General features: G+C 59.8%; 8 protein-coding genes. 2 read left to right on the top strand and 6 right to left on the bottom strand.

Annotated features, from left to right (window positions below; all coding sequences use genetic code 11):
- The first annotated feature begins 1 nt into the window (after position 1).
- Together FTW19_RS05220 and FTW19_RS05215 are read left to right on the top strand one after the other, a co-directional pair.
- The gene (locus tag FTW19_RS05220; RefSeq protein ID WP_147646653.1) at positions 2–2,182 is read left to right on the top strand and encodes a winged helix-turn-helix domain-containing protein; all 2,181 of its coding nucleotides are present in this window, start codon (positions 2–4) and stop codon (positions 2,180–2,182) included.
- Between the two features lie 121 nt (positions 2,183–2,303).
- The gene (locus tag FTW19_RS05215) at positions 2,304–4,712 is read left to right on the top strand and encodes a TIM-barrel domain-containing protein (protein ID WP_147646652.1); all 2,409 of its coding nucleotides are present in this window, start codon (positions 2,304–2,306) and stop codon (positions 4,710–4,712) included.
- Between the two features lie 474 nt (positions 4,713–5,186).
- On the opposite strand, the gene manD is transcribed toward FTW19_RS05215, so the two are convergent.
- From manD to FTW19_RS05185, 6 genes are read right to left on the bottom strand one after another with little or no spacing between them, the layout of a single operon-like run.
- Positions 5,187–6,395, bottom strand: coding sequence for a D-mannonate dehydratase ManD (manD, locus tag FTW19_RS05210; RefSeq protein ID WP_147646651.1), 1,209 nt, complete (start codon positions 6,393–6,395; stop codon positions 5,187–5,189).
- 30 nt (positions 6,396–6,425) lie between these two features.
- Positions 6,426–7,184 (bottom strand): SDR family NAD(P)-dependent oxidoreductase, encoded by a 759-nt coding sequence (locus tag FTW19_RS05205; RefSeq protein WP_147646650.1) that lies wholly within the window; start codon positions 7,182–7,184, stop codon positions 6,426–6,428.
- Positions 7,185–7,222: 38 nt separating this feature from the next.
- Entirely contained in the window at positions 7,223–9,823 is a 2,601-nt protein-coding gene (locus FTW19_RS05200; RefSeq protein WP_147646649.1) for an alpha-glucuronidase family glycosyl hydrolase, read from the bottom strand.
- Between the two features lie 24 nt (positions 9,824–9,847).
- Entirely contained in the window at positions 9,848–12,520 is a 2,673-nt protein-coding gene (locus FTW19_RS05195; protein WP_147646648.1) for a glycoside hydrolase family 3 C-terminal domain-containing protein, read from the bottom strand.
- A gap of 21 nt (positions 12,521–12,541) precedes the next feature.
- A complete protein-coding gene (locus tag FTW19_RS05190; RefSeq protein WP_222705531.1) occupies positions 12,542–13,765 on the bottom strand; it encodes an SGNH/GDSL hydrolase family protein in 1,224 nt (407 codons plus the stop codon).
- Complete coding sequence (locus FTW19_RS05185; protein WP_147646646.1) at positions 13,755–15,383, bottom strand: DUF5597 domain-containing protein; 1,629 nt, start codon at positions 15,381–15,383, stop codon at positions 13,755–13,757. Before FTW19_RS05185 ends, FTW19_RS05190 begins: the two co-directional genes overlap by 11 nt.
- Positions 15,384–15,428: the final 45 nt, after the last annotated feature.

The raw sequence follows: 15,428 nt of genomic DNA, 5'->3' as shown, positions 1-15,428 counted from the left end.
GATGTCATCCACGGTCCAGAGCCCATCCCGGGTATCCTTCGGGCTCTATGAGGCCGATCTCCAATCGGGCGAGCTCTGGAAGGCTGGCCACCGAATCAAAATCCAGAGTCAGCCCTTCAAAGTGCTGAGCATTTTGCTCGAGCGCCCGGGTGAGGTTGTGTCCCGGGAAGAGTTGCAGCAGCGCCTGTGGGGCAAGGACACGATCGTCGACTTCGACCACTCGCTGGGCACAGCTATTAATAAGATCCGTGAGGCCCTGAGCGACTCCGCCGACAACCCAAGATTTGTAGAGACCCTGGCCCGCCGCGGCTACCGGTTTATCGCTCCGGTTACCTATCCTGTCCAGGCGGTAGCGCAGGCCTCCGCGGCGCCGGTTACCGTTCCCACCGAACCACAGACTACTACCGCACGTGCGGAGAGCATTCCCAAGAGCCGGGCATCCTTTTCTCCATCGACCATCCGCTTCGTGCTCTCCGGCGTGGGGTTGATGGCTGTTCTTGCAGCTGCGGGCGTGGGCTTCTATCTGGGGCAGTCCCAGGGACGAGGAGAGCCCGACCGCATCACCCAATTGACCCATCACGGACGTATCTCACCCGGAGCCCCGGCGATGGAGAGCTTTCCCTCCGCAGCCACTGATGGAGTACGCATCTTCACCGGGCAGATCGAAAACGGACGCACCATTCTGTCGCAGGTCTTCGTGAACACCGGAGAGACCATGCCTCTGCCGGTACCCAGCGAAATCGCAGCTCCATCGCTCGGCGACCTCTCGCCAGATGGATCCAAGTTATTGCTGCGCAGCCATTTGTCCCCGGAATCCGAACAGCCGCTCTGGGTTGTTCCGACCGGTGGAGGATCGGCGCTGCGGGTAGCCAATATTAACGCCCACGACGCGACCTGGATGTCGGATGGCTCCGGCATTCTGTACGCCGCCGGATCACAGCTCTCCGTCACCCATCTGCAGGACGGCGCCTCCGTCCCGTTCGCCACGCTTCCGTTCGGACGGGCGTTCTGGCTGCGCTGGTCCCCCGATGGCAAGGTGCTTCGTTTCACCATCCTGGACCCCATCGCCCATACTCAGTCCTTATGGGAGATGGACGCCAAGTCACGCAAAGCTAAGCCTCTCCTCGTTAACTGGTCAAAGCCGGCGACTGAGTGCTGCGGCACCTGGACCTCAGACGGCAAGTACTACATCTTCCAGTCCTCGCATGACGGCAACACCGACCTTTGGCAGTACAACGGAAGCTCTGCGCCTACGAAGATTACGAATGGCCCGCTGGATTTCCAGGCTCCGGTCGCTGCCCGCAATGGACATCGCATCTTCTTCCTTGGCCTTGATTCGCGGTCTGAGCTGCAGCGGTTCGACGCCACACGCAGAGAGTTTCTACCTGAACGAGCCTTCCTGGCCAACGCCAGCCGGGTCACCTACTCGCGAGATGCCCAGTGGGTAGCATGGACCGATCCGCAGGGACGGCTATGGCGGGCACGTGTAGACGGAACGGAGAAGATCCAGCTCACCCCGGAGTCGATGCAGGTCTTTCTGGCCCAGTGGTCCCCCGATGGCCAACAGCTCGCCCTGATGGCACGCCAACCCGGGAAGGCGTGGCAACTTTATGCGATCCAGGCAGACGGTGGAAGCCCGACTGCCCTCCTTCAGGAAAATCGCAATGCCGGCGACCCTTCCTGGTCTGCCGATGGAAAGACTCTGGTCTTCGGGCGCGTCACCGACCTGATGGGCATGGAAAGCACCACCCGCAACCTGCAGTTGCTGAATCTGGAGACCCATAAGACCGAAGCGATTCCGAACTCGGAGGGCTACTTCAGCCCACGCTGGTCACCGGACGGCCGCTACATCGCCGCCATCAGCCTGGACCAGCGCAGGCTGGTGCTCTATGACGTAGCAGCGAAGACCTGGAAGGCGCTGGCCACGACCTCCGTGGCAGACCCCGTCTGGTCGGCAGACAGCCGGACAATCTACCTTCACGCCTTCATGGCAAACACTCAGCCGATCTATCGCGTCTCCATCCCCGATGGAAAGCTGGAAGAGGTAGCCAGCCTGACCAGCTTCCGCACCGGCGACATCGCAGACTACTTCTTCTCCGGCATAACCCCGGATAGCGTACCTCTGGTGCGTGCCCGCACAGCTACCGGAAACCTTTACATGCTCGATCTCGACGGCAAATAACCTGTTCACCTGCTCGCGCTTTCTATTGATTCCAGAAGGCTTAGCGAGTGAAGCAGAAATGAAGGATAGTTGGCTCGCGAAGCATTGCGACGAAGTGTGAGATTTCCGTCTTCTTGCCACTATGCGCACGCGTCTTCTGTCCCTGGCTGCCCTGCTTCTCTCCTGTCTGCCGGTGCTCTCCCAACCCGCGCAGAGTCGACCTCTGCCGAACGGAGGAGAGTTCTCGGCTGGGGACAGCATGCTGCGCGTCACCGCCCTGCGCGACGATGTCTTGCGGGTGCGGATGTGGCGACGTGGACATGCCCCCGAGGATGCCTCATGGGCGGTACTTCCCGAAGCACGAACGGCACAGGTCAATGTCACTCCGACGACAGGTGGTTTCGAGACCGCCACTCTCGAAGTCACCGTCGACGACAAGCTGCGTTTGGCCGTGACTGATCGTGCGGGACATCTCCTGCAGCAGGACATCGAGCCAGTGCAATGGCAGGGAGACCGGTTCCGCATCTACAAACGGAAGTGGCCCAATGAGCACTTCTTCGGCCTGGGAGACAAACCCGGCCCCCTGGACCGCGCCGGCCAGGCGTTCACCATGTGGAACACCGACAACTTCGGCTGGCAGGAATCGACCGACCCCATCTACAAGAGCATCCCCTTCTTCATCAGCTTCACGTCTGGCACAGCCCTCGGAGTGTTGTTCGACAACACCTGGCGAAGCTTCTTCGACTTCGGGCGCGAGATGCCGGATGCATACTCCTTCGGAGCGCCGAACGGTCCGATCGACTACTACCTGATCTACGGTCCCGATCCGAAGAAGGTCATTGAAACCTATGCCTGGCTCACCGGCCCGACACCGCTGCCACCGCTATGGAGCCTCGGCTTCCAGCAGTCGCGCTACACCTACGAGCCGGAATCGCGGCTGACGGAAGTTGCCGACCGCCTTCGCGCCGACCACATCCCCGCTGACGCTCTTTACCTGGATATCGACTTCCAACAGAAGAATCGGCCCTTCACCGTAGACCAGATCAAGTTCCCGAACTTCAGCTCCATGGTCAGCGAACTGGCACGCAAGCAGTTTCACTTGGTGGTTATCACCGACCTGCACATCGCCAAGGTTCCGAACGAAGGATATGCGCCCTACGACAGCGGCACTGCAGGCGATCATTTTGTGAAGAATCCGGATGGCTCGACCTATGTTGGACCGGTATGGCCGGGACCTTCAGTCTTTCCGGAGTTCACACAAAAGGCCACACGCGAGTGGTGGGGTGGACTGTACAAGGAGTTTGCATCGCAGAAGGTCGCCGGCTTCTGGAACGACATGAATGAGCCCGCGGTCTTCACCTATCCGACCAAGACGATGCCCGACGATGTGCAACATCGCATCGATGAGCCCGGCTTCCAGAAGCGGACCGCGACGCATCTCGAGATCCATAACATCTACGGCCTGGAGAACTCGCGAGCAACCTATGAGGGTCTGCTGAAGCTGCAGCCGAATCAGCGTCCATTCGTGCTTACCCGCGCAAGCTATGCCGGCGGACAACGCTACGCCGCTACCTGGACCGGAGACAACAGCTCTACCTGGAATCATCTTCGCCAGACTGTGCCGCAACTGCTGAACCTGGGACTCAGCGGATTCTCCCTGAGTGGAGCCGATGTAGGCGGCTTCGCCGGTTCGCCGTCACCCGACCTGCTCACACGCTGGCTGCAACTTGCGGCCTTCCAGCCCATCGACCGTGACCATGCCGCCAAGGGCACACGCGATCACGAGCCATGGGTCGACGGCCCGCAGCACGAGACCATTCGCCGCCGCTACATCGAAGAGCGGTACCGCCTGCTGCCCTATCTCTACACCGCAGCAGAGGAGACTTCGCACGATGGCATGCCGATTATGCGTCCGCTCTTCCTCGAGTTTCCTCACGCAACCACCGATGGACATCCGATGGACCTGGACGCAGGCGGCGGAGAGTACATGTTCGGAGCAAACCTTCTCATCGCTCCATCGCCTTCTCCGGAAGAAGTCGCCCCCTATGAGCTGCATCTGCCTTCCGGCATCTGGTACGACTACTGGACCGGCGAGAAGCTCGACCGCCGCACCAAGACCGCAGCGCGCGATCTGGAGATTCGCGATGCCGCCGCAGCGACGAAGCCAATCATGATCACGCCCAAGCTGGAAGAGCTGCCGGTGTACGTCCGCGAAGGCTCGATCCTTCCACTGGCTCCCCTTACCCAAAGCACGGAAGAGAAACCACAGGGACCATTGACACTCCGCGTTTATCCCGGCGAGCACTGTAACGGGTCCATCTACCAGGACGACGGCACCAGCTTCGCCTATCGCAACGGGCACTCCCTGCGCATGAGCTTCACCTGCGAGCAACAGAGTAACGGCCAGGTACGCGTTCACATCGGCGCTCACGAAGGAGACTACCGCCCCTGGTGGCATGAGATCCGCGTTGAAGTGAACGACGGCACAACCCCAGCCAAGACACGCACCATCGAAGACGCCGGCCGCGGCATGGATGTGGCGCTGCAGTAGCGGTAGCCACCATACTGGGTGCCCCGGGTCCCCTAGGGACCTGGGTATTCGAGCGAAGCTCGAACCGGGTGGGAGCAGCGGGCTTCAGCCCGCTGATTCTGGTGATTAAATACACGGGCTTTAGCCCTGGGCCTTTCTTCCAGTCATAGAGGCCAAGGGCTAAAGCCCAATTCTTTTTGAGCTCGTAAACCGTGGGCTGAAGCCTAATGTCACTTACTTTTCAGTTTCCATAGGAGTAGAGGCCTCCAATGCGTTCCGATTGCACTACGGAACTCTTAGGGGGTGAGCTGGAAATGAATGTGAGTTTAGTTTTCACTGAGAAAGCGGTACCGGCCTTGGTTCCTGCTGTAGGGTTTGGCAACCTAATTTCTCTCCATTTGCTTCAAGAAGCCCGTTGTTCCACTCTTGGTTGGGAAAGTAAGTGACATTAGGCTGAAGCCCACGGTTCCCACCCATTTCCCGGAGGTGAAATTACTACCAATCCGTCAACGTCCCATCCAGCTTCCGCGCAATCGGAAGATACGCGCGCTGGTACGGATACTTCGCCGCCAACGCTTCATCAATCTCCACACCAAGCCCCGGAGCATCGCCGGGATACATATAACCGGCATTGAAGGTATAGGCATGAGGGAAGACCTCATCCGTAAGCTTCGTATGCGGCATGTGCTCCTGGATACCAAAGTTGTGAATCGCCAGGCCGAAGTGCAAAGCCGCCGCCATCGTCACCGGAGACAGATCCGTCGCTCCATGGAAGCCCGTACGCACCTGATACACCGCGGCAAAATCAGCAGCCTTCTTCAGCGCCGTGATGCCACCGCCATGCACGATGGTCATACGCAGATAATCGATCCACTGGTTGCGAATCAGGTCATGCGCATCCCAGAAGGAGTTGAAGACCTCGCCGGTGGCTATGGGCGTTACCGTATGTTCGCGGATCAGACGGAAGGCATCCTGGTTTTCAGCTGGAGTCGGATCTTCCATCCAATACAGATGATAAGGCTCAAGCGCTTTGCCCAAACGCGCTGCTTCGATAGGCGTAAGGCGGTGATGGACATCATGCAGTAGATGCAGATCTTCTCCGCATGCCTTGCGCACCGCATCGAACAGCTTCGGAACGAAGTTGAGATACTTCTCCGTCGACCACAGGCTTTCACTGGGAAGACCGCGCTCCGCCGGCTCATAGGGCTTGCCCGACTTGGGAACGCCGTAGCTGGAAGCAACACCTGGAACGCCGGACTGAGCGCGCACGGCAAGATAGCCTTCGGCAGCATGACGCTGCACGGAGTCAACAGCCTCGGCGATATCGGCGCCATTGGCATGGGTGTACACCAGCACGCCCTCCCTGCTCTTTCCGCCCAGCAGGTTATAGACGGGCGTATTCAGCGCCTTGCCCTTGATATCCCATAGCGCCATATCAACGGCAGCGATCGCGCTCATCGTTACCGGGCCGCGGCGCCAGTAGGCTCCGCGATAGAGATACTGCCAGATGTCCTCAATCTGGAAAGGATCGCGGCCTATAAGGCACGGAAGAACATGCTCGGTGAGATATGACGCGACCGCGAGTTCGCGGCCGTTGAGCGTGGCATCGCCAAGACCATAGATGCCTTCGTCCGTCACGATCTTCAGCGTGACGAAGTTGCGGTCCGGGGAGCAGACGATAAGCTTTGCCGATTCAATCTTCATAAACCTTCTCTAAATTTCTCCGCGCCGTGGCTACTGGTTAACGCCGCTTGCCAGAAAACCGCCGTCCACTGCGATGATCTGTCCGGTGGTGAACGTAGTCTCGCGCGCTGCCAGATAGACAGCGGTTGAGACAAGCTCCTCCGCTTCACCAAAGCGCGCCATGGGCGTACGCATCAGCAGCTCCTGTCCGCGCGGGCTGTCGATAATCTTGCGATTGAGCGCCGTGGGAAAGATGCCGGGAGCAATGGCGTTGACCGTCACGCCGGAACGCGACCACTCTACCGCCAGAGACTGCGTGAGTGCCGCCACAGCCGCTTTGCTGGCTCCATACGGTGCAACCTCGAGAAAAGCAGCGAAGCTGGCCAGAGATGCGATATTGATGATGCGGCCGAAGCGCTGTTCCAGCATGACCTTCCCAAAGACCTGGCAGGCTCGAAGCGTACCGGTGAGGTTCACGTCGAGGATCTGATTCCAGAGCTCGTCATCAACCTCTAGCGTTGGGAGTCGTTTGGTCATACCAGCAGAGTTCACCAGGATCTCCACAGAACCGAACTCCGCAAGCACGGCATCACGAAGCGCCCCCAGGGAGTCGCGGCTGGCAACGTCGCTGGCAATGGCGAGATGCCTGGCTCCAAGAGCCTGCAGCTCGTGTGCAATTTCGTTGACGGACTGCTGCGAGCGCGAGGTAGCCACAATGTTGGCTCCATGACGTGCGAGCCCGAGCGCAAGCGCCTTACCGATACCCGAGGTCCCGCCGACGACAACGGCGGTCATTCCAGAGAGATTCATGATTACTCTTTCGATTCCAGGACTTCGATCATAGTCAACTACTTCACGTTGTGCACCGAGGGGGTAACTTCGATGTAATCCACTGGTGCATATTCGCGATAATCGCGCGGAGTGCGGGACTGCGATTCCAACTCGCCCGGTGCCGCCTTATGGGGTACCCCAGGTTGCAGCTCTGAACGCAGATCGGGAATCGCATGCAGCTCCAGCTTGTCGCCCTGATGCAGGGTGATGCCGTTCGCAGTGAACCGGGTCGAGGTCTGCCCGTCAGGATTGGCGTCGAACTGTGCCGGAGGCAGCGTGTCGTCCGCCTGCCATGAGGCAACGACTTCCCCATTGCGGCGCAGCTCGTACCGTGAGACACCGCGCCAGATATCGAAGTACTGCACTGCGATGTCATATGTCCCTGAACTCTGCGAGAAGGTATACGCAAGCGTGCAGCCCTCGGCCTTGTGGCAAACCACGGCCTTGCCACCCGATGCCGTCTCCCATGGAGTGACGTCCACCGGTTCATATCCGGACCCGATGATCGCCTCAGCCTCAACGCGTCCGGCTTCATGGCCGACCCTGCCCTGTGCATCAGGAATCTGCGAGATGCGCTGGAACCAGTTATTGATGGCATCACTCCAAACAATGGCGTGTCCGGCCTGGAAGCGGAAGAGGCGCAGTACCTGCTCATAACGCTCGTCATCCACTACGCCATGAAGCTGTTGCCAGCGAGTGACATAGCTTCCAGCCTGCGCTGCGGCGCTGTAGTGCGTGTCATAGATGGACTGCACCAACGTCTTTCCATTACGCAGCTTGTAGTCGTAAGGGACGTGGTGGAAGAAGAGCAGCAGGTCTTCCGGACAGGTAGCAAGCGACTCATACTTCGCCGCGAGCTGTGACGGGTACTGCTGGATATAGCCGGTGCCGTTGGCGGTACGATCCATGCCGATGCCGTCCTTCTCACCACGGAACCACTGACCCCATCCATTGCGCTCTGCCGACTCGATGCCCGGGCCGAAGTGATAGCCAAGGATATTGGTGAGCGTCCCTATGCCATTCGGGCCGGTGTAGCCTTCATAGACCTGCCAGCTTTCAAGCTGCAGCGTCGTAATAAGCTTCACCACCTCAGGACGATTTCCCCACGTCAAACGCGTCCAGCGATCGATGATCTGTGCGAGCGGCTGATCCGGGTTCCATGCCAGTTTGCCGAAGCCGTACAGGTTAGCCATCGCCATCGGATGATGCAGCCAGTTGGCCTCCATGCCGACATTGGTGACGGAGACGAAACCGCCCCGGCGCGGCTTCCCATTCGCAAGAGGAAAGCTGTGACCGGTCACAATCTGCTCAACTGGCGTGCTGCGATCGTCCGCATGCAGATCGGTATCGAGCACCCAGTGCCACATACTTGGCAGCCAGACCATGTGCCGCTGCTGGCCGGTGTACTCCTGCGCGGTCTGCAGCTCGATAGCGACGTTCGTCCGTCGCAGCGCGGCGAAGAGCGGACTGACGGGCTCGCGCGCCTGGAAGTCGATGGGGCCTTCCTTGATCTGGATGATGACGTTGTCTTCAAACGTGCCATCGTAGCGCGCGAAGTTATCCACGCCGGCACGTGCGCGGTCAGCCTTGTGATCGTTCCAGTCGAGATGATTGTTGTAGACGAAACCGCGATAGAGCACCACGCCATGATGCGGCGCCAGGGCACGCGCCAGTACATTGGCCGCATCGGCAGGGGAACGGCCGTACTGCGATGGCCCCTTGCGTCCTTCTGAATCAGCTTTGACGGTGAAGCCACCAAAATCAGGGATGGCGCGGTAGATCTCATCCACCTTGTCTTTCCACCACGCGGCAACCGCAGGATCGAGCGGATCGAAGGTCGACATACCTCCCACGGTCTGCGGCGAGGTGAGATCGATACTCATCGCAAGCCTGACACCCCAGGGACGAAAGACCTCAGCGAGGCGAGCAAACTCGCGGATGTGAGCCGGCGTCAGCAGATCGAGATCTGCATTCACGTTGTTGACGTTGCAGCCGTTGATGCCGATGGAGGCCAGCAACCGGGCATATTGCCCGGCTCGGGCCAGGTCCTGGCGGACGTGGCCATTCTCAAAAAAGATCGAGGGTCCGGCATAGCCGCGTTCGATGGTGCCGTTCATGTTGTCCCACTCGTCGGTCCAGCGAATGCCGGCTGCCGCAGTCTGCTGCTCATGCTTCGGCAACGGCTGTTCCGCGCCGATCAGCTCCAACAGGTGAAAGACACCGTAGAGCTCCGCCTGTGGCGTGTTCGCCGCAATCCGGATACCGCTGGCCGAGGTATCGATGGTGTAGCTGTCGAGCGCCTCCGGGCTCGTTCCCGGTGTCAGCACCAGACGGACTGCGGCGCCGCGCGCCGATGCACTTTGTGCAGCGATCTCAGTGTGAGCGCCGAGCATGCTGTTGAGACCACGTTGCAGCTCTTCAGCAGCTGCCCGTTCCATTGGCGCATCAGACGAAGGAACGATACGCGTCGGGACAGCACGGTACTGCGCCGTTGCCACCGGCGCATAGCGCAGCCACGCGGCAGAGCCATCTTCGGCATGCGCCAACTGCAGTGACGAGAGCGCAATGATAGTTGCGAAGAGTGAAACAGGCCGGAGATAGTGTCTTTTCGGAATCATCGATTCTCTTTTCCTGTCCTGGGCTTACCGAGTAACAGCGTAGCTTCCACTGATACGGAAGCTCACGGTCTGCGATTGCGTGCCCGGCTGCGATCCACCGACGGCAATAGAGTACTCACCCGGAAGAACAGCACGATTGCCGTCCCCGTCGACCTGCGAGAGATCACGCGCCGAGAGCTCGAACGCAAGCTTGCGTGCTTCGCCCGGCTTGAGCGTAATCCGCTGGAAGCCCTCAAGCTGCAACTTCGGCGACAGACCGCCGTTGCCGGAAGCCGGCGGAAGCAAATAGAGCTGCGCTACCTCTTCTCCGGCTCGTTTGCCGCTGTTCGTGACCGTCACCTCGACCTTCAGCGGATCGCCGGCGTGCAACTCATTGATCGCAGCCTTCGCTCCGGAGTATGTAAAGGTCGTATAGCTGAGACCGTATCCAAAGCCATAGAGCGGCGTGCCCTGGAAGTAGCGATAGGTACGGTTCTTCATTCCATAATCGTCGAAGGCAGGCAGGTCGCTGACCGACCGATAAAAGGTCACCGGCAGACGACCCGCGGGGTTATAAGCGCCGAGCAACGTATCGGCAATAGCTTTGCCGCCGAATTCACCGGGATACCACGCCTCGAGAACCGCATTCGCATGCTCCTGCGCCCACGGTGCGGCGAGTGCGGAACCGTTCATCAGCACGACCGCCATTGGCTTGCCCGACTGCGCAACCGCCTCCAGCATCTGCTGCTGGCTCGCAGGCAGCTTGATGTCGGTGCGGTCGCCGCCATCGAAGCCCTCCACCTTGATCTTCATCTCCTCGCCTTCAAGCTCTGGCGAAAGACCAATCATGGCGATTACCAGGTCCGCATCACGCGCTGCCTCTGCCGCCTGCTGCTGTAGCAAACCAGCGGGAGGCACCCACTCCATCGTCAAACCTCCGCCAAAGAGCGGAGCCTTGTGCACATAGGTCACTTCGATGGCATGCGGCTTGGTATCTTCAAAACGAATATGGAAGCGCGGCGTCGTGCTCTCGCGGAAGTCCTTCGCGGGGGTTGAGAAGTTTGCCACCTCGTGACCATCGACAGTCACGCGGTAACGTTCTTCGTCACCGCATGGATAGCAGTGCGCCAGCCGCATATTGAACTCGAAGTCACCGGCCTGCGGAGCTGCAATATATCCAGTCCAGCGAACACCGAAGAACTCCTGCTTTACCGCATCGACAGGAGCGGCTGAGTTCCAATCAAAATCGATCTGCGCGTCCTGCCGCACCATGGCCGGCTTGCCTGCGAAGATATCCCCATCCGATCCATTGAAGTACTCAGCCTTCAGCCCATTACGCCCGCCGGTAGCCGCTGTGCGAAACATCGTCGACGGAACCGGCAGCGGAGCTCCGTCTGCATAGGGAGCACCCTCGGCGTAGACGACCTGCGCACCGCGAAGCGCCTTGCGCAACGTATCAACCGGCATCTCCGGATCCTTCGGAACGGCGTTGTAGTTGCCCTCCAACGCGGCAAGAGACGCCGCATTGGGACCGATAACGGCAACCCTCTTATACTTCGCCGGCTGCAACGGCAGAATGCCATCGTTCTTCAACAGCACCATCGACTCTTTCGCAGCCCGCTCGGAGAGAGCCAGATGTGCCGGAGCGCGATCCTGACTGTACGGAATCTGCGCATAGGGTGAGCTCGATGGAGGATCGAACAAACCCAGCCGCATGCGCGCGGTGAACAGACGTTCCAGCGTTGTGTCGAGATCGCTCTCCTTCAGCAGTCCCGCCTGGACCGAGGCCGGCAGCACCTGGTAGGTACGGCCGCAGTTCGTATCAGTCCCGGCAAGGACACCCGCTGCCGAAGCATGCTCCTTATCCGGCGAGTAGCGATGTGCCGTCTTCTGGTAGAAGTCATCGATGGCGCCGCAGTCAGAAGTGACAAACCCCTTGAACTTCCAGTCATCGCGCAGGATCTCCTTCAGCAGCAGATCACTGGCGCATGCGGGCTTGCCATAGATGGCGTTATAGGCGCACATGATCGATCCGGCCTGACCTTCGACGATGGTGCGCCGGAACTGCGGAAGATAGGTCTCCCACAGATCATGCGCGGAAGGATCGATGTTGGCGCTGTGGCGCGTATTCTCCGGACCGCTGTGCACGGCAAAGTGCTTTGGCGTAGCAATGGCGCGGGGATGCTGCGGATCAGGCCCTTGCAGGCCGCGCACAAACGACAGGCCGAGGCTTCCAGTCAGATACGGGTCTTCCCCGTAGGTCTCCTGCCCGCGTCCCCAACGCGGATCGCGGAAGATGTTGATATTTGGCGACCAGATGGTCAGGCCGAAGTAGATGCTGTGAATGTCTTTACGAACGGCATCGTTGTACTTGGCGCGGGCCTCGGTCGAGACAACGTCCCCGATCTGCTGCAGTAGCGGCGCGTCCCAGGTCGCAGCCATGCCGATGGCTTGCGGAAACAGCGTCGAATGGCCGGACCGCGCAATGCCGTGCAGACCTTCGTTCCAGTAGTCATATGCCGGTACTCCCAGGCGAGGAATGGCAGGCGCAGTGTTGACACTCTGTGCGGCCTTCTCCTCCAGCGTCAACCGCGAAACCAGGTCGTGCGCACGCTGTTCCGGGGTGAGCGAGGTGTCCTGATATGGAAGCTTTGCCTGCGCAAGAGCGGCGGCCGGCAGCAGGCCGGCGAACAGGGTGAAAACGTGTATTAGTCGCATGGCAGAAGGCCTTTCAAAAATCTATTGCAGCAGATTCAAGGGGATGGCCTCACCCATCCGCTTGTAGCCCGCGGGGTTTGGATGCAGATGATCACCAGAGTCAACCTCGGCGGCAAGATAGCCGGGCCGCGACGGATCGCGCATGATCTGATCGAAATCCACGATGCCATCAAAGATACCTGAGGTACGGATCCACTGGTTCAGTTGCTGGCGATCCGCCTCAGTCTGTTCGCTGGGGTGATAGTACTCGGACCCTTGAAACGGCATCACCGTTCCTCCCAAAACGCGCAGTCCATGAGCATGAGCAAGCTCCACCATCTGCCGCAGCGCGTTTTCAAGCCCATTCACCAGATCTTCATGTGCCGCTGTCGGATGCGCGGCCAGGCGGTCAAGCACGCCTAGATCGTTGACGCCTTCCAGCACAATCAGGCAGTGGGCGCCAGGAATCGCGAGCACATCGCGAACGAACCGTGACAACGCATTCGGCCCGAGGCCGTCTTCGAGGATACGGTTACCGCCTATCCCCTGATTAACGACGCCAATGCTGTTGCGCGCGCTGCGCTGTGCCAATACGTCCGTCCAGCGTTCATTCGCATCGGTGGTAACACCGCGGCCGTCAGTGATGGAGTCGCCAAGCGCAACCACGGCTCCTGCCGCCTGTGGATTGGCCACTTCAACACCCGCGAGAAAGTACCACTGGGTGACAGTCTTCGCACTATCGAGGCGCGCATCTGCAACATGATCCCCGTGCAGCACATACGAAGTAGCACGTGCGCCGGCATGAAAGGTCACTGTTGCCGGAGCCTGACGCACCAGCACTGTGATCACAAGGTCGCTGAGAGGAACGGCTGGGAGGGCAATCTCATCGGAGAGATACTCCGCTCCCATAGGGATTGAGACGGATATCCGCCCACCGAAGCGCACGGCAATCTTTGTCGCCGGCTGGATCACGTCTCTCCCGCCTGTATCGCGCCTGGCTACGGAAACGCGGTCCAGGACGAGTGGGCTTTCACCGAAGGCATTGGAAAGATGCAGCCTTATCTTGTCTCCACCGACGGAGAGATGAACAATCTGCCGCAGGGTAGTGCCTGTCAGCTCCTGCGACGGAAGTGCGTCGCCCGTGGCCCGCATCTGTGACGATCCCCAGCTTGCCACCCAGTGCGGCGTGGCAGCCTGCGCAGCGGAACAAATCCCGCAAAACGACACCGCAACGATAGCGACAAAACATTGCAGCCTATTCTGCACGATGCCGCTCCGAAGCATAGAGAACAACCTTGTAGATATGCATCTGGTTGGCCGCCATGCTGAGCTGCCGCCCCTGATTGCTCTGGTCTCCATTCAGACGGCGCTGCGTGATCCACTTCCCTTCCTCACGCTTCACCTCTTCGATGCTTCCAATGCCGCCGATCTTCTTGTCGACATCCGGATCGCGATAGAAGTTCACCGTCAGGCCGCGGCCCGCGATGTAGAACTCCCCCTCATTCTTTTCAAGAATGATCATGGCGCCATCGTCGGTCAGAAGTGTCTTCGCCGGCCACGAACGCGAGAGTGTCGCCTCAAAGAGATATCCTCCGAGCGCGACCGTCTGTGTCGCCCGCGGGCTGCTGGCATGCAATACCAGGCCACGGGACCGGCCGGTGCGTTGCGCATCCAGCACCAGGTCGCCGAGATCCTCCAGCGCGCCATAGGTCTGCGCGATATCAGGCACCGGAGCAGCTGGATCCTTGGACGGCATCACACCGTCGATTCCGAACGGGCAGAAGCCGAACGCCCGCGCTTCGCCATAGGCGTACAGAGCGTTAAAGGGCCCGGCCTCAAGACGCGCCTCCGGAACAAACAACGCATTTCCCGGAACGTTATAGCGCTGCACCCAATACTCGAAGTTGGGCCAGTAGATATCGGGAGAAAAGAAATCAAGTGACGGTGCCAGCGCCCGATACACCTCCAGATAGTACGGATGCGGTGCGCCACTGGGGTACTCCCCTGCACGCTCCGCCGCAGCCGGAAGCTGCGCATTCACGTACATCGGCAGAGCGTATGCCTGTTTTCCGCCGCCGGCGACCGTTTCCATGAACGTGGCATACCGCCATGCCATGAAGACCTCATCGGCGCCATCGCCAAAGACCTCCGCCCAGGTCTTGCCGTCGGGATGGAACTGGCTTGCCAGTTCCGGCGAGAGCATCTCGCGACGCGAACGCAGCTTCTCGACCAAGGCGCGCGGTACAGCAGACTGGAAGCTGGCATCGGCCTGCGTCGAACGGTCGCGCCCACCCCGGCCCAGATAGCCAACCTCGTTCTCTACCTGCACCATGAGAACAGTCTGCTCACTCTCGTCGACCTGGCGAATGTGCTGCATCAGAGCGCGAAAGGCACGCTGATCGCTCCGAAGCGTCTCTTCGCCAAACGTAGAAAGAATCTCGAGCTCTGTCCCATCCGCCGACATCGCACGCGGGAAACGCTTTTTATCCTGCTTCACCCATAGCGGAGCGTAGTTGGAAAAAGCATTCTTCCAGCTTCCGAACCATAGCGGCACCAGGTGCATCTGCCGGCTGCGAGCTACCTCGATCCAGTGATCGAGGATCGAAAAATCAAACTTGCCCTCCTGCGGCTCGATCTGCTCCCAGGCCACAGGCATCAGGACGGTGTTGACATGGATGGAGGCTAGCCTGGGCAGAATGCTGTCGGCCTGTTCCGCGGTTCCGGCAGAGGAGTTGCCGAGCTCTCCGCCGAGCAGCAGGTACGGCTTCCCGTGAAGCACAATCTGATTGCCTGCTTCTGTGTGGACGATCCTGGGCGGCTCCGCAAAGGAGTGCGCGGCCGAAGACGCGAGCAGAACAGCAGACAATGCCAGGGGCGTAACCATCTTCAAACTCTCCTCCAGGGACAAGAAAGACGGGCGGGACACTCG

This window comes from Terriglobus albidus, from assembly GCF_008000815.1.
Classification (GTDB): domain Bacteria; phylum Acidobacteriota; class Terriglobia; order Terriglobales; family Acidobacteriaceae; genus Terriglobus; species Terriglobus albidus_A.
Note: the sequence above shows the minus strand (reverse complement) of the source record. Positions and strands in the feature narration are given on the sequence as shown.

What these genes read in the sequence shown, in the direction of transcription:
- FTW19_RS05220 (WP_147646653.1), top strand. Translation starts at nt 2, where the DNA reads ATGTCATCCACGGTCCAGAGCCCATCCCGGGTATCCTTCGGGCTCTAT.
- FTW19_RS05215 (WP_147646652.1), top strand. Translation starts at nt 2,304, where the DNA reads ATGCGCACGCGTCTTCTGTCCCTGGCTGCCCTGCTTCTCTCCTGTCTG.
- manD (WP_147646651.1), bottom strand. Translation starts at nt 6,395, where the DNA reads ATGAAGATTGAATCGGCAAAGCTTATCGTCTGCTCCCCGGACCGCAAC.
- FTW19_RS05205 (WP_147646650.1), bottom strand. Translation starts at nt 7,184, where the DNA reads ATGAATCTCTCTGGAATGACCGCCGTTGTCGTCGGCGGGACCTCGGGT.
- FTW19_RS05200 (WP_147646649.1), bottom strand. Translation starts at nt 9,823, where the DNA reads ATGATTCCGAAAAGACACTATCTCCGGCCTGTTTCACTCTTCGCAACT.
- FTW19_RS05195 (WP_147646648.1), bottom strand. Translation starts at nt 12,520, where the DNA reads ATGCGACTAATACACGTTTTCACCCTGTTCGCCGGCCTGCTGCCGGCC.
- FTW19_RS05185 (WP_147646646.1), bottom strand. Translation starts at nt 15,383, where the DNA reads ATGGTTACGCCCCTGGCATTGTCTGCTGTTCTGCTCGCGTCTTCGGCC.